The organism is Steroidobacter agaridevorans, assembly GCF_009932555.1.
Classification (GTDB): domain Bacteria; phylum Pseudomonadota; class Gammaproteobacteria; order Steroidobacterales; family Steroidobacteraceae; genus Steroidobacter; species Steroidobacter agaridevorans.
Genome location: NZ_BLJO01000002.1, coordinates 297,975 through 317,012 on the forward strand (window position 1 = coordinate 297,975; position 19,038 = coordinate 317,012).

Below are 19,038 nucleotides of genomic sequence, written 5' to 3' on the forward strand. Positions count from 1 at the left end.
TCCATGAAGAACTTGCCGGCCGCGAGGCTCACTTTTTCCTGCTCGTTGTCGCCGCGACTGGAGACGCCGCCTTGGACGGATCCCTTGATGCCTTCAAACTTGGTATCGAGAATGAAGTTGACCACGCCCGCGACCGCATCCGAGCCATAGGCGGCCGAAGCGCCGCCGGTAACGACGTCGACGCGCTGGATCAGAGCCTGGGGAATGATGTTGGCATCGGTCGTGCCATCGAAGCTCGTCGGCGGCAGTCGCTGTCCATTGAGCAGCAACAGCGTCTCGATCGAGCCCAGCCGGCGCAGGTTCAGATAATTGCCGGCACTCGGTGTGCCCGCCTGGGAACTGGTGACGTTCGAGCCGGCGGTGCCGACGAACTGAGGCAGCTTCGTGAGTCCGGCGGCGATGCTTTCCGGCGCCTTCTTCAGCAACTCCTCGCTCGTGACCAGTGTGATCGGAGTAGGGGCCTCATAGCCATTGGCCGTGCTGATGCGAGACCCGGTGACGACGATCATTTCAACACCGGCCGGGCTATCGGGCGAGTCGGCGGGAAGATTGACGGATTGAGCCTGCACCAGAGGCGAGCCCACGAGAAACGCCGCACCAAGCACCGCGCGGACCTGCTGAGTCTGCCGTTGTTTCATTTGTCCCCCGATAGTTGTGCGCGTTGGCTCGCGCACTAGTGTGAATAAAATATACAGCTACATCGATCAGAGGCTCATGCCGCCGTCGATGATGATGTTCTCGCCCGTCATGAAGCGCGCTTCATCGGAGGCGAGCAGGGTAGCGACCGCCGCAATCTCTTCGGGTGTGCCGAGACGGCCCATCGGCTGGCGAGCGATGAAAGCTGCGCGGGCTTTCTCGACATCGCCTTGCGCAGCCATCCGCGCTTGCAACGAAGGGCTTTCAACGGTGCCTGGACTGATTGAGTTACAGCGCACGCCCTCGCTGATGAAATCGCGCGCGACCGATTTCGTCAGTCCGATGACGGCCGCCTTGGTGGTGCCATAAATGAATCGTTCGGGCGCAGCCTTGACCGAGGAAACGACCGAGGCGATGTTGATGATCGAACCGTCGCGGCGCGCTCGCATTCCTGGCAGGAACGCTCGGATCATGGACGCCATCGTCACCACGTTGATGCGAAAACTGCGTTCGAGATCCTGGGTGGCGCCATCGAGCACGGTGCCGGTCGCAACGGCGCCGACGCAATTCACAAGGACCTGCACCGGGCCCAGCTCCACAGCCCATCGCTCGATCGCCTTCTCGTCGGTGGCATCGAGAACGGCAGTGCGAACGCCCGCAGGCGTCGCCCACGCCTGCAGCACCTGCCGTTGCATATCGACCGCGATAACGTCGCCATCCTCGCGCTTGAACGCTTCGGCGATCGCTCGACCGATGCCTTGCGCGCCCGCTGTAACGACGCAGGTCTTGCCGCTTAACTTGCCCAAGTACGCACCCTCGATGATTTACGCCGCATACAAACCGGCGGCGCCGTCGATTCGCATGACCTGTCCCGAGACGTAGCGGCTGTCGGGTCCGGCGAAAAAGCTGACCGCATCGGCGATTTCCGCGGGAGCCGCGTAACGTTGCAGCGAGGGGCCATCTTCAAGCATTGCCGGATCGGTGGTCCGAGTCGCCAGGAAACGTGCGGTCTTGGCTGGGCCGGGGCTCACGACATTCGCACGGACGCCCGAGGTTCGCAGCTCGAGTGCGAGGCAGCGGGTGTAATGGGCAATGGCTGCCTTGGCGCACGCATAACCGATTTCAATGGCGCTGCCCTGGTGAGCGAGAATGGAAGCGACATTGATGATCGAGCCTGCTTCTCGTTTCATCATGCCTGGCGCAATTGCCCGGCTCATCAGCATCGTGCCGATGAGATTGCGGTTGAGCACGGCATGAACGTCTTCGAGCTTGAAGTTCGTCGGCGTCGAAGGGTTGGGCTTGTTGCCGTCCGCGCCGATGTCGCCGCCGGCGCAATTCACCAAGACCGACACGGGACCGAGCTGCTCTTGCGCGGCCATGACCATCCGTTCGACTGCGGCGCTGTCAGTAATGTCTCCGGTGACGGCGGCAGTGTTGGCGCCTCCGGCTTTCAGCAGTTTCGCCAGCGCCGACAGGCTCTCGACTTCGCCGAAGCGGGCTGGCGCTTCTTCGGATATGTCATGCAGCACGATGTCAGCCCCGAGAGACATCAGTTTCTCTGCAATCGTGCGGCCCAAGCCGCGGCCGGATCCCGTTACGAAGGCAACCTGGCCGTGCAACGGCAGGGATGATCCGTGGGTACCGCGAGAGGACGGCGTGACGACCATATGAGTACTGTCCTTGGGCTGGGTCTGAACGATAATAGTATTTAATATACAGTTGTAGCAAGACTGAAGCGGCATTACTGACCTTAGAGCGCCGCAATGTTGTCTCCTCAATATTTTGATAATCCATTTAATTGGTCGATGGCTGAATTTAGTATACAGTTATGGCGACTCTATCGGGTCGCGACGACTCAGTCCACAGCAAAGCTTCTGAAGAGGGTAACGCCTTGAAAATCGACTTGACGGGCAAGACCGCTGTCATCGCCGGCGCCAGCGGCGGGCTTGGGGAGGCGATGGCGCACGCGCTTAGCGAGGCCGGCGCGCAGATCGCACTGGTAGCGCGCAATGAAGCCAAGCTGCGGGCGCTGGCGGATCAGCTGTCGGCGAAGGGCGGCACGGTTGCGTACTTCACCGCGAACCTGGTCGACGAAGCCGATGTCGCGAGACTCGCCGCGGCGGTGAACGAGCGGTTCCCGAAGCCGCAGATCCTGATCAATAGCGCCGGCACCAACCTGCGCAAGAACCTGATCGAGTTCACCCTGGAGGAGTTCAGAAGCGTCGTCGATTCGAGCCTCATCAGCACGTTCCTGGCGTGTCGCGCGTTCGTGCCCGGCATGATGGGCTCGGGCTATGGCCGCATCATCAACCTGGCTTCGATGCTGTCGCACGTGTCGTTGCCGGGACGCACCGCATATTCTTCAGGCAAGTCGGCATTGTTGGGGCTGACCCGAGCGCTCGCGCTCGAGCTGGCGGGGCAGGGGATCACCGTCAACGCGCTCAGTCCGGGGCCGTTCAGTACGCCGCTGAATGCGCCAGTGATGAACGATCCCGTGGCCAACGCCCAGTTCCTTGCGAACCTGCCCGTTGGACGTTGGGGGCGCGTCGAGGAGATCGGTGCGCTCGCTTGTTATCTTTGCTCGGACTACGCGGGGTTCGCGACGGGTACGGATATCGTGATCGACGGCGGGTGGACGGCGCGGTGAGTTTCAGCGCCGGTTGAAGTTGATGAGCGCCGGCGGGACAGGGCCGCCGGTTGCCCAATCGAGCAGTTCCACTGTGTGCACGACGGGAACGCGGGCGCCGCTCGCGATCTGCATGGCGCAGCCGATGTTGCCGCTGGCGATGACATCCGGTTGCAGTCGCTCGATGTGAGTCAGCTTGCGATCTCTCAACTGGCGCGCGAGGTCGGGCTGCAGAATGTTGTAAGTTCCGGCGGATCCACAGCAGAGGTGCGCCTCGTTCGGCGTCCGGACCTGGTAGCCGACGTGGGCCAGCAGCTTTTTAGGCGTCTCCGTCACCTTTTGTCCGTGCTGCAACGAGCAGGCAGCGTGATACGCGACAGTAATGTCCTTGCGCGCTCCCTCGGGTAGCCCTTGGCTCGCTAAAAACTCGCATACATCCTTTGCGAGCGCTGACACGCGTGCCGCCTTGTCAGCGTAAGCCACATCTTCGCGCAGCATGAAACCGTAGTTCTTGATCGTGGTCCCGCAGCCCGATGCAGTGATAATGATTGCATCCAGCCCACCGTCTTCAATCTCACGAATCCATGCGTCAACATTGCGCCGCGCGGCTTCCAGGCTCGCGTCCTCACGACCCATGTGATGAACCAGCGCTCCACAGCAGACCTCTCCGCGCGCGAAGATCACACCGCAGCCGATGCGGTTGAGAAGGCGCACGGTGGCAGCGCGGATTTCCGGCTTGAGCACCGGCTCGGCGCAGCCCTGCACGATGGCGACGCGGGCCGAAGACCTGGCGGCGGGCGATGATCGATCGGAGGGCTTTGGAGCAATGGCATCGGGTGCGAGCGCCAACATGGCAGCCATCGGTTTCAGTGGCGGCACCTTTGCAATCAGTGGCGTCAGGGGGCGCGCCAGACGCGCCAGTCGAAGCGCGAGCCGAAATCTTTTGGGATGAGGCAGCACGGAGGCGAGAAGCCCACGGAACAGCCTCTCGCGCAGTGGCCGCCGATAGCGACGCTCGATATAGGCTCGCGCATGATCGACCAGGTGCATGTAGTTCACGCCCGACGGGCAGGTGGTCATGCACGACAGGCAAGAGAGACAGCGATCGAGATGTTTGACCACCTCGGCGCTGGGCTCGCGCTCGTTCTCGAGCATGTCCTTCATGAGATAAATCCGCCCGCGCGGACTGTCCAATTCATCCCCGAGCAGCACATAGGTGGGGCAGGTCGCGGTACAGAAGCCGCAATGCACGCATTTGCGAATGACCGCTTCGGCAGAGGCCAGGGCAGGATCGCCGAGTTGCTCGGCCGTGAATTCAGTCTGCATTGCTTTCGTCCAGGAAGCGCCCGGTCTCGAATATTCCGTGCGGATCGAACGCGCGACGCACCCGAAACTCCAGCGCTGCTACAGCGGGTACGCGAGGATGGTGTGCCGGAACAACGGTGCGCATCGCTTCCGGAGCGCGCACGAGCATGGCGTGGCCCCCGGCTCGTTCGGCCGCCGGCCGAACCCGTCCGGCATCGCCATCGAAGGCCAGCCAGATCAATCCTCCTGCCCAGTCGAACAGCCAGCGCGCACCGAGCGATTCGAAGGCGTCGACGATCGCCGGCCCTGTGGAAGGAGCCACATCGATTCGCCACAGAGTTTTGCTGCTCGCCAAGGGGGTGACTTCGCGCACCGCTCGCCAGAACGATTCCGCTTCGGCGGCGGGCAGCGTGTGGAGCGTGCCATGGTCGCGCAAGACATCGACCAGCAATGCGCAGCGGGCGGCAACCGACGGCTCGAAGCCCTGAATGCACAGCGCGGTCGTCGATCGTTCGGCGCCACTCACCTTTGGGATATGCGCCGCCGCCGAAACTTCTGCGTGGCTGCTCATCGCCCGCGCCATGGCGGCATGAGCTCGAACAGGCGATAACCCGTAGATCACCATCGTCGCGCTCGCACGCGGCCTGGGCAGAACTTTCAGCGTCAGCTGTGTCATCGCTGCGAGCCTGCCCCAGCTGCCTGCCATTAGTTTGGGAAGGTCATAGCCGGTAACGTTCTTGACGACTTTCGCTCCGCCGACGAAACGTTCGCCTTTTCCCGAGATCGCTTCGAAGCGCAAGAGATGATCCCGTGCACCGCCCCGGGTCAGCCGTCCCGACCCAGCGACTCGCGCGGCAACGACACCGCCAATGGTCGCAGCTCCGGCGGGCTTGCCAAACAGTGGACCGTGATCCCAGGGCTCGAACGCGAGCATTTGTCCATGCGCGGCTACGAGCGACTCGACCTCGGACAACGGAGTACCGGCGCCAACCGTCAGCACCAGCTCGGGCGGGTCATAGTCGATGATCCCGGCGAAACCTCGCATGTCGAGCCGCACGGCATTGGATGGTTTGCCGATCTCGGTCTTGCTGCCGCCGCCTGCGATAGCAAGTCGAGTCCCGCTACGCGCGGCATCGGCGATAGCGTCGGACAAATCATCCGAGGTGGTTGGCGTGAGAACGGATGTCACAAGCGCGGCAGGTCGGGAAATGACACCTGGCCACGATGAACGTGCATTCGTCCAAGCTCGGCGCAGCGATGCAGTGTGGGGAACACCTTGCCGGGATTGAGCAGCAGCCCGGGATCGAAGGCGCATTTGATCCGCTGCTGGTGAGCAAGATCGATTTCACTGAACATGACCGGCATCAGATCTCGTTTTTCGACACCGACACCGTGCTCCCCGGTCAGCACTCCGCCGACTTCCACGCACAGGCGTAAAATATCGTTGCCGAATGATTCCGCCCGCTCGAGCTCGCCCGCTCGGTTGGCGTCATACAGGATCATCGGATGCAGATTGCCATCTCCGGCATGAAAAACATTGACCACTCGCAGGCCATGGCTTGCCGACATTCCGGCGATTCGCTGCAGAACCTCGGGCAGGCGGCGTCGCGGGATCGTTCCATCCATGCAGTAATAGTCCGGTGAAATTCGGCCAACGGCGGGGAAGGCGGCCTTGCGCCCCGCCCAAAAGGCGAGCCGCTCGGCATCGTTACGCGACACCCTGGTCGTTACCGCCGCGTTGGCTCTCGCAATCCGCTCGACTTCGCCGATGAGATAGTCGCATTCGGCCAGGGGGCCATCCAGCTCGACGATCAGCAGCGCTTCCACATCCAGTGGATAGCCGACATTTGCAAATGCTTCCGCGGCGTGAACGGCGGACCGATCCATCATTTCCATGGCAGCAGGAATGATTCCTTCCCCAATCACATCGGCAACGCATTGTGCCGCGCTCTGAATCGACGCAAAGCCAACCAGAACCGCGCGCGCGGTTTGTGGCCGTGGAAGGATGCGGACCGTCACTTCAGTTACCACGCCGAGCAATCCTTCCGATCCAACGATGACTCCGAGCAGATCGAGCCCCGCGGCATCGAGTTGGCGGCCGCCGAGGCGGATGATTTCGCCGTCCATCATCACCAGCTCCACCCCCAGCACATTGTTGGTGGTGACACCGTACTTGAGACAATGCACTCCGCCGGCGTTCTCGGCGACGTTGCCGCCGATCGAGCAGGCGATCTGGCTCGACGGGTCGGGTGCATAGAAAAAGCCCATTTCCTCGACCGCTCGGGTGATCGCGAGGTTGGTCACGCCGGGCTGCACGACCGCGAGCCGATTCTCATAATCGACGTCGAGTACGCGTGAGAACTTGCTCAGGCCGAGCAGCACGGCATCCGCGAGCGGCAATGCTCCTCCAGACAACGAAGTGCCCGCGCCACGAGGCACCACCTTCACGCCCTGGGCGTTGCAATAACGCATGACGGCGGATACCTGCGCCGTTGTTTCGGGCAGCACGACCGCCATCGGAGGTTGGCGATACGCGGTCAGGCCGTCTGTCTCATAGGGCTTCAGCTCGTGAGGCTGGCTGATCACGCCCTCGCCAGGCACGATCCTTCGCAAGGCCGCGATGATCTCGCCACGCCGCGCGAGGATCGCATCGTCGGGTTGCGGCATTGTCAGTGACATGCGGCTCTCATCTGGATCCTTCGTGCGAGCCGCTGTCCCGGTCAGGAGCGCTTCGCTTTGGCGGAGGGCTTCTGCGCAGGAGCAGGAGCCGCAGGCGCGGCCAGGCTGGAGAAGCGCTCGGGCTCCGTATAGGCCATGCGCAAATGGGTCAGCAACGCCATCTGCGGATCGCTGTTGTCGGCGCCCGTGACCAGGTCGAGCAGGGCCCGATGATGGTTCAATCGCCAGCGGCGAATATCCTTGCTGACGTGTTCCAGTGCTTTGTGCGCGAACAAAGAGGTCGTCAGGGAGTCCAGCGTGCGCTCGAGATACGGGTTGCCCGAGGCGCGCCAGATGACCGCATGAAACTTCCGGTCCAGCGCGGCGGCGTCGATCAACGGACCATCCCAGTGTTCCATCTGTTCGACCAAAGCTTCCAACTCGGCGCGGATCTGCGGCGTCATCCGTGCGCGGGCGAGTCGTAATGCTTCGCTTTCGATCACCAGGCGGAGGCTGTTGATCTGCTGCACCTCCTCGTTACTGAGCTGCAGGACGAACATGCCGCGCCGCTCGCGGTTTACTACCAGGCCCTGGTCTTGAAGCTGGGAAAGCGCCTCGCGAACAGGAATGCGGCTGATATTGAACTCGCGCGCGATCTTGCTCTCGTTCAAACGTTCGCCGGGCTGGTAGGTGCCGTCCATGATCTGCGTTCGCAACACCTTCACCAGATGGTTCCTGAGCGTCGAAGGCGGATGGTCGCGAAGTGCTTCGAGATCGGCAGCGTGCGTAGTTGCCATATCCATCGATGATTGAGTGCCGTTGATACCATACAATATACAGCACGGAGCCTGAAAAAGCCCCGGGCGGAGGCTAATGGTTGTGTCGGGGAGGCACCCGGCCGATGTGCTGAAATTGCGTTGCCATCTCCAGGCAGGCCCCCGTTTCCAACGAGCCGACATGAGCGCGATAGAGCGCTTCCCAAGGCGTATGGCTGGGCGCTGGCTTTGGCGCCGCCGTGGATTGTCGAGCGGCAATCTCCGCCTGCGACACCAGTGCGTCGCAACGGCCGGTATTCAGATCGATTCGGATGCGATCGCCCGTGCGTAGCCACGACAGGCCGCCACCGGCCGCGCTCTCGGGGGAAGCGTGCACGATCGACGGGCTGTCGGAGGTGCCTGACTGTCGGCCGTCTCCGATCGTGGGAAGGCTGGCAATACCGCGCTTGAGCAATGCATCGGGCGGCTGCATGTTGACCACTTCGGCCGATCCGGGCCAACCGACGGGGCCGGCGCCGCGCATGACCAGAATGCACTGCTCATCGATCTGAAGCGCCGGATCGTTGATACGGCGGTGATAGTCCTCGCCGCCATCGAAGACGATGGCTCGGCCTTCGAACACGCCTTCCTGGCCGGGCCGCTCGAGGTAGCGCCGCCGGAACTGCGGGGAGATGACACTCACTTTCATGAGCGCAAAATCGAACAGGTTGCCGCTGAGCGGAAGCAGCCCCGCGTTGAGTTTGAGCGGCTGGTCGTAGGGTCGAATGACCGCCCGGTCACGTGCTTCGCAACCTTCCAGGTTGGCGGCGAGAGACTGACCGTTCACTGTCAGCCGGTCGATGTGCAGCTTTCCTGCTCGTGCCAACTCCCACATCACCGCAGGCACACCTCCGGCTCTGAAGAAGCGCTCGCCCAGGAACTCACCGGCGGGTTGCATGTTGACGAGCAGGGGGATCGCATATCCCGTATCTCGCCAGTCCTGGGTCGCGATTTCGACGCCGGCGTGGCGCGCCATTGCGGCGATGTGAGGTTGTGCATTGGTGGAGCCGCCGATCGCGCTGGTCACTGCGATTGCATCCAGAAATGCCTCTCGTGTCAGGACCGCGGAGGGTCTGAGATCTTCATGAACCATGTCGACGATTCGGCGGCCTGTCTCGTATGCATATTGCGCGCGTTCGCGATACACGGCAGGGATGGCCGCGCAACCAGGCAATGAGAGACCGAGGGCTTCGGCAACGGCGTTCATCGTCGAAGCAGTACCCATGGTGTTGCAGTGGCCGAGTGAGCTTGCAGACGCGACTGCGGCGTCGAGGAACTGTTCCTCGTCGATCTCGCCGGCGGCAAGCCGCTTGCGACTTTTCCAGATCACCGCCCCGGACCCAACCGTCTCGCCTTCGAAGTGGCCATCCAGCATGGGCCCGCCCGATAACACGATGGCCGGCAGATCGACCGTGGCGGCTGCCATGATGCCGCTCGGCGTCGTCTTGTCGCAGCCGGTCGTGAGCACGACGCCATCGAGCGGGTAGCCATACAGAATCTCCACCAGCCCCAGATAGGCGAGGTTGCGATCGAGCGCGGCCGTCGGACGGCGGCAATTCTCGAAGATCGGGTGCACCGGGAATTCCATGGCAATGCCGCCCGCGTCACGAATTCCTTCACGCACGCGTCGCGTGAGCTCGAGATGAATGCGATTGCAAGGCGTCAGATCGCCGCCGGTCTGAGCGATGCCGATGATGGGTCGACCCGAACGCAGCTCCCGAGGCGTCAATCCATAATTCATGAAGCGTTCGAGATAGACGGCCGTCATATCGCTGCGCTCGCTGTTGGCGAACCAGTCCTGAGACCGAAGAGGCTTCGAGCGCGTCGTTCTGTTTTTCATAGTTGAATAAAATATGCAGTAGTGCCGTTGCGTCTGCGTGTAACGGCGTTCCCTTGGGACCTCAGTTTCGTGCTTGCAGAGGTGTGACGCGCTCGAGCAACTTGAACGCATACAGCATGACGCGGCCTCGGCTATCGCGCCGCGTGGGTCCATTGATCTCCGGCAGCCCCAGCGCGGGCAGGGCTGTGATCGCCGTGTCGTCGCCTTGTCCCGGATGCAGGGCCACCCAATAGAGGATTTTGGGCAGATCGGCAGGCGGTATCGACTGTCGCAGCCGACCGAGCACGACGGCCGGTAAGAAACGTTCGATGTCGGCCATCTGCAAGAGATCGGGCACCGCGGCGACAAAGAGGAGATTGCGAGCTCGTTGCACGGGATCCTCGACTTGGGCCGGCGTCCAGCCGAGCAGGGCAGTGCGAATTTCATCCAGGCGAGCGAGGGTGTATGGATCCGGCTCATCGCTCAGCGCCGCGATCGGCGCGACGATGCCGTCGTCCGGTGGCAGGCGCTCGAAGGCGATCTCGGCAAAGTCAGCTTCTGTGACCTCGCGCCAGGACTTCGGCGCCGAACCTTCCGTGAGGTAGTGGTCTGGCTCTCGCACCGGATCGGCCATCTCCGCCCGCACCTCCGAGGGCTGGACGATGATTCGATCTTGGAGTTCGGCGGCGACACCCACGCTCAGCCACACGCCGAGCACGACCAGGATCCACGGCTTGCCCTCGGCCGATGCAGAGTGACTGGGCTCCCAGCGAAACATTTTTACTGCGGCGAGGAGGCCAGCAAGGCCGATGAGGAGCAGCGCCACCAAGTCGAACGACACCGTATCGAGCGGCTGCCCGCCGAACGTTGCCTGCAACGACTGCACGGCGTACCGACCAGGAAAAAGTGCGGAGACGTGTTGCGCCCAGCCCGGCAGGCTCGATAGCGGCAGGGCGACCCCACCGACGATCAACATTGGCAGGAACACGCATTGGCCCAGGGCCTGCACGGCTGGGACGCTGTCACTGAGCATCGCGATCACGAGCCCGACACCCATCAAGGCGAAGGCCGCGAAAGTGAAGGCGAGCAGCAAGCTCAACGATGACTCAGGCAGGCTCGCGCCGATTGCGCATGCCAGGGCGAGTTGAATGAGCCCAGCGGTGAGCAACAGCAAATAGCGAACGGTCAGCAGGCTGACCAGAAACGCCCAGCTCGGCGTCGGCGCCAGCCGATACCGTCGCCACACTCCTCGCTCACGCTCGCTCACCAGTGTCGTTGGCAGGCCGAAGCACGCGCCGCCGAGCAAGGTGATGGTCAGGATCTCGCCCATGTGCCGCATCAGCGGCGGTTGCTCATGGCGATAGATGGCCCAGAAGGCGAAAAGAAACAACAGCGGGAACAGATAGCCGTAGATCAGCGCCATCGGGTTGCGGAAATTGAGCTTCACGCTGATCAGGAGATGGCGCAGCAAGCCCGTCATATGCCCGAGCTCGCGGCAGTCAACTCGAGGATGACGTCTTCCAGGGTGGCCCGCTCGCCCCGTAAGGAGACGATGCTGATCCGCTGCGCGTCGAGCGCAGCTACGAGCTCAGCCAGAGCAGCATTGACTTGGGTAGTCGCAAACCGAATGCCACTGCCGTCAAGGACGAGTTCAGTCGCGTGTGCGAGGCGCGGCAGGCGATCGAGAGGTGCACTGGTCTGCACGGAGATCATCGTGGTGTCGCGAGCGCGGGCGATCAGTTCGGTTGGCTTGCCCGCGGCGATGATGCGGCCCCGCGCCAGCACTGCCATGCGATCGCAGAGCCGCTCCGCTTCCTCCATATCGTGCGTGGCCAAGAGCACGGCACGTCCCTCGGATTTCATCTGACGGATATGCGTGTGGAACTCTCGACGCATTCGAGGATCCAGGCCTGCCGTCGGTTCATCGAGAACGATCACCTGTGGATCGTTGACGAATGCCAGGGCTAGCGCGAGTCGCTGCTTCTGACCTCCCGAGAGCGTATCGAAGCTTGCATGGGCAAAGTCCCGCAGGCCAAACCGGTCGAGCAGGGTGCCCAGATCGACTCGCCGATCGTAGAGGTCGGCGAACAAGCGGAGCGCCTCGCAGGAGGTGATCTTGTCCTGCAACCCCGTCGATTGCAGCGCTGCGCCGATGTGCGCCTTCGCCACCTGGGGATGGCGGCGTGCATCGATGCCGCAGACTTCGATTTCGCCGGCATCGGGCTGGATGAGGCCGATCAGGGATTCGAGCGTCGAGGTCTTGCCGGCGCCGTTCGGGCCGAGCAAGCCAAAGATCTCGCCGGCCGCGATCTCGAAGCTCACGTCGCACGCGGCTTGGATCGAGCCGTAACGTTTAGAAAGATTCCTGACAGCAAGCTTGGGCATGTCTCAGCGTTTACGGCGCACCAGCTCATCATCGCTCCACGGCGTCGTGCGATGAGCGTAGGCCGCCCGCGTCTCCTTCACTGCGGACGGGGAAACCGGCGTACCCGTATTGCTCCAGGACTGGCGAATGAAGGTCAACACCGAGGCGACTTCCTCATCCGACATCGCCGCGCCGAGCGGAGGCATGACACCCAACCGACCTTCCTTACCGTTGATGAGGATGCGGATGATCGCATCGCCGTCAGCGTTGGCGTAGGGGGAGCCCACCAACTTCGCGCCGACAGGTGGCGAGCCCTCTCCTTGCGCGAGGTGGCAGCCCACGCAAGTGTTGGCATAGACCTGCTTGCCAGCTACGAACAGTTTTTCTTCCGCCGGTGTGCGTGAGGCGAGGCGAGGCGCTGGTTTGCCAGGCCACGTGACCAAAGCGACCAGCGACTTTGCGGCATCGGCGAGCGCCCCTGAAGCGCTGGCCAGTTTGATGAGAGCGGCTGGCTCAGTCGGCAGCTGCAATCCTGCCGTGACAGTGCGACGACGGCCCATGCCTGGAATACCACTGCCGGCGCGACCGCCGGCGACGGCGCGGCCGACATCGCTGGCCGCGCCGCCTTGCACGCCCAGTGCAACACCGTTGAGCAAAGCGATGCGGAGAGGCTCGGGCTGCCGAGCGTCGGTCGCCATCGCCAGTGTGGCTTGGATGCCAGCGAGATCGCCACTATGGCCCGTCGCTCCCGCAAGGACTGAGATCGCATCCAAGTTGAATGGCGCCTGGCGGGTCAATTCCGTCAAGGCTTCGTTTTCCTGGCCGTGCAGGCCGCTCACCGCGATATCGACCAGGATCGGGTCGGAACCGTACTTGCGTAGCATCGCGATGATCGGTTTGAGCCGTTCGTTCCTTGGCAGCTCTCCCAGCGTGGCTGTGAGCTGGCGACGGACAAATCCATTGCCGTCATCGATTTTCTCGAGCACTGCTGTGCGGATGGAGGGATTGCTCAGCCAGCGCTCGGAAAGTCGGATCGCGGCCGCGCGAACATCAGGCGAGCGGTCATCCAACGCTTTGCTTACGCTCGCGGCTTCGAGCACGCCGAGGCCATCGAGCGTCCACAGCGCCTGGAGCCGTGTGTAGGGCGCCGGCGACTCTGCCGCCATCGTCGTGAGTGCGGGCGCGATCGACTTGTCACCGCGCTGAATCAGCAGCTGCTGCGTGGTGTCTCGCCACCAGCCGTTCGCATGAGTCAAATGCTTTACCAGCTGCGCGGACGTTTGTTTACTCATACGCGGCTCGTCATCGAACGACATGCCCTCGTGGACCACGCGGTAAATGCGCCCATAGTTGATGCCCTTTGCAAGGCCGCGCCGGGCGTTATAACTGCGCAAATAATCGGTCTGAATAGGCCCGTCCTGCGAGATGCCACGATACATGTCGACGACATATATCGCGCCATCCCAGCCGCCGACGACTTGCACAGGACGGAAACGCACGTCGGTCGAGGCGAGGAATTCGCCTTTGGGGTAATAGTCGCTCGCGCTGAGCTCGCCGTTGTCATTTTTCAGTTTCAGCAGATGAACGATGTTGGTGGGACCGTCCACGACAAAGGGTTGGTTGCGAATTTCTTCCGGCAGCCGGTTTCCTCGGTAGATCAAGGGCGAGGAGACGCCGCCGTAGTACGTGGATGAACCGTCCTCTCGAAAGATCTCGGCACGATAACCACGGTTGACGCCGCGAGTCGGATGCACCGGCCAGATCAAGGTGTCCTCCTGCTTCACCAGGGATTCGTACAGCCCCCGAGTTCGCACGGCATTCGGATTGCGAACGTAGTACCTGGCCGCCACGTAATCGACGAAGAGGGGATCGGTGTTGACGTTACGATAAATGCGCCCGCCATTGTCTTGAGTCACGCCCCATTGGCCCCGTGACAGCGTCGGAACGATCCGCAGCTTGCCGTCCTCGAGCTCCAGATTGTAGGTGTGCTCGGAGACGACCAAGGTGTTGTCCATGCCCCAGTAGAGTCCGTTGGCGCCGTGCTCGACGACTCCTTGAGTCGAGAAATGGGCGTCGATGAGCTCCTTGGTATCGGCGCGCAGGTCGCCATTGGTATCGCACGCCTTCCAGAGATTGGGAGGTTCGCCAATGAGGGCGCAGTTGTTATCGAGCACCTTCATGGCACGCGGCATGATGAGCTTGTCCATGAAGACGGTGCGCTTGTCGAACACGCGGTCATCGTTCGAGTCTTCCAGGATGACCACCTCATTGATCGGCTCGAATGAGTTGTCCATGCGCTCGTTGATGGAGAAGGCGTGCAGTTCCACCACCCAGGCGCGACCGTCGCTGTCGAACTCCAATAGGATCGGATCGCGAGTGAGCGGCTCGGCGGCGACCAGTTCCAGGCGGTAACCGGGCGCCATGTGGAAGGTCTTGATTGCCTCTTCCGGGGGCAGCGGTGGCGATACCTCGGGCTCGTCTTTCGTCACCGGCGCCGGCCACGGCCGATTGGCGACGGACGTGAGTGGTTTGGCGCCGGCCGTTTGCACGATGGCCATGAAAAGCACGATCAGGGCCGCGGCAGTGACCGCCGCCCACAGGGCAGCGCCAGTAATCCCCGCCCAAATTCCAGGTCGTGGCTGCATGTTCAAGGAAGTCCCCCGGCCGCGTGCGAAGCTTGAATGATATCTGTATTCTATATACACCTGACCGGGCGAGGAGGTCGAGTGTTGAAAATTGCTTTCGCAGGCACTCTCACTGCGGCCATCTTCCTGCTGCTATTTGCACTCGCCTGCTGGTTACGGATCGACGTGTTGATCGACACCGCGTGGCTTGCCGATCTCGATTCGACCATCGCCGCCGTTGCCTGTGTGGCTCTGCTGATAGCAGATGCGGTGTTGCCAGCCCCTTCGAGTCTCCTGCTCATTGCACTCGGTGCGCTGCTCGGCAAGGTATTGGGTGCAGCGGCGGGCTTCTTTGGAACCATGGGCGGCGCGGCGCTGGCGTTCTGGATTGGACGGAAAGGGTCCGTCCTGTTTGCGCGGATCGGCGGCAACGCGACCTCAGCGCAGCTGCAAAGCTACTTGAACCGATTCGGCGTGGTTACGGTCATCGCCACGCGACCCATTCCAGTGGTTGCGGAAACGGTCGCAGTACTGGCGGGCGCTTCCGGTATGGAGTGGGGCAGATTTCTGCTGGGTGCGGCTCTCGGCAATTTTCCCATCGCGATCGTCTACAGCATCCTCGGCTCATCCGCCGCCACGAATCGGATGCTGCTAGTCGCGCTCATCGCGATCATCGGCATCGCGACTGCATTGAGTCTGTTCCGGTCTCGACTGAAAGAGGCAGGGAAGGTCGAAGCTCGGCTTCCATGACGGCGAGCAGTCTGGCTCCTCCGGCCAATGGATTTGGCGCTGCGCCGATCCACACAATGTCTCCATTGCCTGCGGGCTCATCGACAACTGCATTGGAGATCGTCCCGACATGAAACTACTTCTCTCGACCCTATCGTTGGCAATCGCATTGACGGTCACTGCTTACGCTGAGTCACGTCTCACGAGTGGTGGAATAATTCGCATCACCTCAAGTTCGATCGAGGGCGGTTGGCATAGCGGCCGTCTGCATCAAGACGCGCGCAGGTGCTGGATGGTCAAGCTCGACAAACCCACCAAAGACCATTACACGATGCTGTCGTTGCTGGTGGTGGAACGGCTTCAACTCGCGAATGGCTCGGCCTGGAACGATGTAGCCGTGAAGCCGATTCTGCAGGATTCTCCGGCCGTGTGCCGTGAGTACGGCAGTGACTGAAGTTTTTGCCGCCGGTGAATCGAATCCGTCGCTTGCACGGCGAACGTCGAATGGACTTGACGATCATCAACGTCGATCAAGGGGCCAGAGGTGCTGGCGGTTCAGTCGTTCGCTGAAGCCACAGGTGTACGGCAAGGCTTCGGAAGCTCATACGAGCTGCATCTTTGAGATTACATAATATGCATTATGCGCCCTTGAGAGGTAGCAATTCGGGGTCGACCTCAGTCGCTTGCCGGCTTCCGGGAAAGGCTTTGGTGGCGCTAGCGGAACGCTAGCAGTACGATGACGATCAGCGTCAGGATGGCGCTAATCGTCTTCCAGAACATCACCGGATGTCGCTCCAACAACGGCTGCCGGTTTCTTCGTAGATAGGCTTCGTTGGGACGGCTCAGGTCGTACACGAACTCCGACAGCTCCTGATAGCGCCGGACCGGATCTGGATGCGTGGCTCTCTTTAGCGTCTCGTCGATCCACGCTGGTACATCGCGCTCATCATCCAGCAGCGATCGATACATCAAGCGTCGTTGCGCGGCCTTGGTGGTTGCCTGGGCGACGTCAGTGCCGAATGACAAGCGTCCCGTCAGCATTTGATACGTAATGACGCCCAGAGAAAACAAATCCGAGCGTGACGTGCCGGCGTCGCCAAGAAAGTATTCCGGCGCCGTGTATTGAGCCGTGCCGGCCGGTAGATTCTGTACCGACGCGGCGTTCTCGACGATGCCAGCAACCCGTGTGGATCCAAAGTCCATGATCTTCACCGTGCCAGTGGCGTCGATCATGATGTTTTCCGGCCGCAGATCCTGATGCAGCATTTCCAATCGATGGAACGCCTGCAAACCCTTGGCGATCTGCTGGACGATGCCTCGCACGGTGCTCAGTTTCGGCTTGGGATTATCAATCATCCATTGCGTCAGCGTCTGACCGTCGATGAACTCAGTGACCGTATACAGATAGTTGCGCTTGCGCGTTGGCGCGCAGGCTCGCACGACATGTGGGCTGTCGATACGACGTGCGATCCAATCCTCGAGCAGAAATCGTTCCAAATAGGCTGGATCGCCGCGCAGATCCACGGATGGCGTCTTGATGACCACCGCAGGGGCATCAGGCGCGGTGAGATCCGTGGCGAGATGCACGTGACTGCGACTGCTGATCCGGATGCTGCGAATGATTCTATAACCGTCGAACTCCATCCTCGGCGCAAGTTCCGGCGGCAAAGGCAGCTCGCTGAGCTGGTGATGGATCTCGCCTGCTTCCGCCTGGGGAACTGCATCGACGCGCACCAGCTGGATAGTGAGATTGTCGTCGCTGCCGTGCTCGAGCGCCTTGTCGGCGATGGATTTCGCAGCTCTATCGAGATCATCAGGGTGCTCGGACAAAACATCGATGATGACCTTGGGGTCAACGTACTCGTGAATGCCATCCGTGGCCAGAATGAGAACGTCGCCCTGCCCCACGCCCGCCGCCGAATAATCGATCTCGAGCTGTGGATTCACGCCCAGCGCGCGACCGAGATAGCTTTTCTCGCGAGAGATCCAGAGACGGTGATCCTGGGTGAGCTGCTCGAGCGATCGATCCCGCAGTCGATAGATTCTGGAATCGCCGACGTGAAAGATATGCGCCGTCGTGGACTTGATGACCAGCGCGCTCAGCGTGCACACGTAGCCGCGGTCCTGATCGTAGCGATACTGGCTCTGACGCGTTTGCGCGTAGAGCCAGGAGTTGATCGCCATCAACACGCGTTGCGCGGACTGCCGCACCGACCAGGCCGGTGAGGTGCAGTAGTAATCCTCCAGGAAGCCTTTCACGGTCGCCTCGCTGGCGATCTGACTGACATTGCTGCTGCTGACGCCGTCGGCCAATGCGACTGCGATGCCTTTGGCGGTCAGTTGCGGCTCGTCGGGAATGCACGCGCCGTGAAAGTCCTGGTTGATCTCCTTGCGGCCCCGGTCGGAATGCTGCCCTAAAGAGATCTTCAGTCGAACGGGCAGCATCAGATCCAATTACGCGGCACGCGGGAACGCCTGCTTCTTCGGCGCCGTGCGCAAGTGCGTCGAATACAGCGTCAGTCCGGTGAACGACAAGCCGCCGACCAGGTTGCCGATGACCGTCGGAATCTCGTTCCAGACGATGTAGTCCATGACCGAGAAATTGCCGCCCATGATCAGCGCCGACGGGAACAGAAACATATTCACCACGGAATGTTCGAACGTCATGGCGAAGAACACCATGATGGGCATCCACATGGCGATCACCTTGCCGCCGACCGATGTTGAAATCATCGCGCCCACGACACCGGTGGAGACCATCCAGTTGCACAGCACGCCTCGAACGAACAGCGTGAGCATGCCTGCCGCGCCATACTCTTTATAGCCAAGCGTGCGCGACTCGCCGATGCCGGCGATGACCTTGCCCACGGCATTCGGCTCAGTGGAAAAACCAAAAGTGAAGACGATCGCCATCATGATCGCGACCGTGACCGCGCCGGCCAGGTTGCCGGTGAAAACCAAGCCCCAGTTCTTGAGCACGCCGCCCAGCGTCACACCCGGTCGCTTGTCGATCAGCGCAAGCGGCGACAGCACGAACACGCCGGTCAGCAGGTCGAAACCGAGCAAGTAGAGCATGCAGAAGCCGACAGGAAACAAAATCGCGCCGATGATCGGATAACCGGTCTGCTGAGTGACCGCGACTGCGAACACCGCGGCCAATGCGAGAATGGCGCCGGCCATATACGCGCGGATCAACGTATCCCGCGTCGACATGAATACTTTCGATTCGCCCGCATCGACCATCTTGGTCACGAATTCCGACGGTGCCAGATAAGACATTGTTCTATTGCCTCTTGAATGTGAGCACGACCCGTTCGGAACCGGGCCGTTCGGGCATGAGCTTCAATGGGATCTCGAGCGCGTAGTGGACCGCGCGAGTGTTCAGCGGGAAGGAGAATTGCCCGCTATGGCAGCAGTGCCTTGCCGACCCGTCGTTGGATCGAACGAGCCTGTGCAGCAAG

At 61.7% G+C, this 19,038-nt stretch carries 16 protein-coding genes; 3 read left to right on the forward strand and 13 right to left on the reverse strand.

Annotated features, from left to right (window positions below):
- The 3 genes from GYH35_RS08160 to GYH35_RS08170 form a co-directional block, all read right to left on the reverse strand.
- Window positions 1-638: TonB-dependent receptor plug domain-containing protein (locus tag GYH35_RS08160; RefSeq protein WP_161828129.1), on the reverse strand; the 638-nt coding region annotated here is incomplete at its 3' end.
- Window positions 639-704: 66 nt separating this feature from the next.
- A complete protein-coding gene (locus GYH35_RS08165; RefSeq protein WP_161815057.1) occupies window positions 705-1,442 on the reverse strand; it encodes an SDR family oxidoreductase in 738 nt (245 codons plus the stop codon).
- A gap of 18 nt (window positions 1,443-1,460) precedes the next feature.
- A complete protein-coding gene (locus tag GYH35_RS08170) occupies window positions 1,461-2,303 on the reverse strand; it encodes an SDR family NAD(P)-dependent oxidoreductase (protein WP_161815056.1) in 843 nt (280 codons plus the stop codon).
- Between the two features lie 224 nt (window positions 2,304-2,527).
- On the opposite strand from GYH35_RS08170, the gene GYH35_RS08175 reads away from it, so the two are divergent.
- A complete protein-coding gene (locus GYH35_RS08175; protein WP_161815055.1) occupies window positions 2,528-3,283 on the forward strand; it encodes an SDR family NAD(P)-dependent oxidoreductase in 756 nt (251 codons plus the stop codon).
- Between the two features lie 3 nt (window positions 3,284-3,286).
- Here GYH35_RS08175 and glcF read toward each other — a convergent pair whose 3' ends face one another.
- The 8 genes from glcF to GYH35_RS08215 all read right to left on the reverse strand — a co-directional run bounded on the left by glcF (window position 3,287) and on the right by GYH35_RS08215 (window position 14,869).
- Window positions 3,287-4,588 carry a glycolate oxidase subunit GlcF gene (glcF, locus tag GYH35_RS08180; RefSeq protein ID WP_161815054.1) on the reverse strand — a complete coding sequence of 434 codons (1,302 nt, stop codon included), beginning with the start codon at window positions 4,586-4,588 and terminating at the stop codon, window positions 3,287-3,289.
- The gene (locus GYH35_RS08185) at window positions 4,578-5,756 is read right to left on the reverse strand and encodes an FAD-binding protein (protein WP_161828130.1); all 1,179 of its coding nucleotides are present in this window, start codon (window positions 5,754-5,756) and stop codon (window positions 4,578-4,580) included. The genes glcF and GYH35_RS08185 overlap by 11 nt, the downstream gene beginning before the upstream one ends.
- Complete coding sequence (locus GYH35_RS08190; protein ID WP_161828131.1) at window positions 5,753-7,246, reverse strand: FAD-linked oxidase C-terminal domain-containing protein; 1,494 nt, start codon at window positions 7,244-7,246, stop codon at window positions 5,753-5,755. The genes GYH35_RS08185 and GYH35_RS08190 overlap by 4 nt, the downstream gene beginning before the upstream one ends.
- Window positions 7,247-7,287: 41 nt before the next feature.
- Complete coding sequence (locus tag GYH35_RS08195; RefSeq protein ID WP_161815051.1) at window positions 7,288-8,022, reverse strand: GntR family transcriptional regulator; 735 nt, start codon at window positions 8,020-8,022, stop codon at window positions 7,288-7,290.
- Between the two features lie 73 nt (window positions 8,023-8,095).
- A complete protein-coding gene (locus GYH35_RS08200; protein ID WP_161815050.1) occupies window positions 8,096-9,880 on the reverse strand; it encodes an IlvD/Edd family dehydratase in 1,785 nt (594 codons plus the stop codon).
- A 61-nt stretch (window positions 9,881-9,941) separates the two neighbouring features.
- On the reverse strand, window positions 9,942-11,339 hold the full coding sequence (locus tag GYH35_RS08205) for an ABC transporter permease (RefSeq protein ID WP_161815049.1): 1,398 nt from the start codon (window positions 11,337-11,339) through the stop codon (window positions 9,942-9,944).
- Window positions 11,336-12,181, reverse strand: a complete 846-nt coding sequence (locus GYH35_RS08210) for an ABC transporter ATP-binding protein (protein WP_161828132.1) — start codon at window positions 12,179-12,181, stop codon at window positions 11,336-11,338. The genes GYH35_RS08205 and GYH35_RS08210 overlap by 4 nt, the downstream gene beginning before the upstream one ends.
- Before the next feature lie 66 nt (window positions 12,182-12,247).
- Window positions 12,248-14,869 (reverse strand): DUF7133 domain-containing protein, encoded by a 2,622-nt coding sequence (locus GYH35_RS08215; protein ID WP_161828133.1) that lies wholly within the window; start codon window positions 14,867-14,869, stop codon window positions 12,248-12,250.
- An 81-nt stretch (window positions 14,870-14,950) separates the two neighbouring features.
- On the opposite strand from GYH35_RS08215, the gene GYH35_RS08220 reads away from it, so the two are divergent.
- Both GYH35_RS08220 and GYH35_RS08225 read left to right on the forward strand, forming a co-directional pair.
- Window positions 14,951-15,598, forward strand: coding sequence for a VTT domain-containing protein (locus GYH35_RS08220; protein WP_161828134.1), 648 nt, complete (start codon window positions 14,951-14,953; stop codon window positions 15,596-15,598).
- A gap of 271 nt (window positions 15,599-15,869) precedes the next feature.
- Window positions 15,870-16,031 carry a hypothetical protein gene (locus GYH35_RS08225; protein ID WP_161828135.1) on the forward strand — a complete coding sequence of 54 codons (162 nt, stop codon included), beginning with the start codon at window positions 15,870-15,872 and terminating at the stop codon, window positions 16,029-16,031.
- 260 nt (window positions 16,032-16,291) lie between these two features.
- On the opposite strand, the gene GYH35_RS08230 is transcribed toward GYH35_RS08225, so the two are convergent.
- Window positions 16,292-18,022 (reverse strand): bifunctional protein-serine/threonine kinase/phosphatase, encoded by a 1,731-nt coding sequence (locus GYH35_RS08230; protein WP_161828136.1) that lies wholly within the window; start codon window positions 18,020-18,022, stop codon window positions 16,292-16,294.
- Between the two features lie 9 nt (window positions 18,023-18,031).
- Window positions 18,032-18,856, reverse strand: a complete 825-nt coding sequence (locus tag GYH35_RS08235; protein ID WP_161815027.1) for a formate/nitrite transporter family protein — start codon at window positions 18,854-18,856, stop codon at window positions 18,032-18,034.
- Window positions 18,857-19,038: the final 182 nt, after the last annotated feature.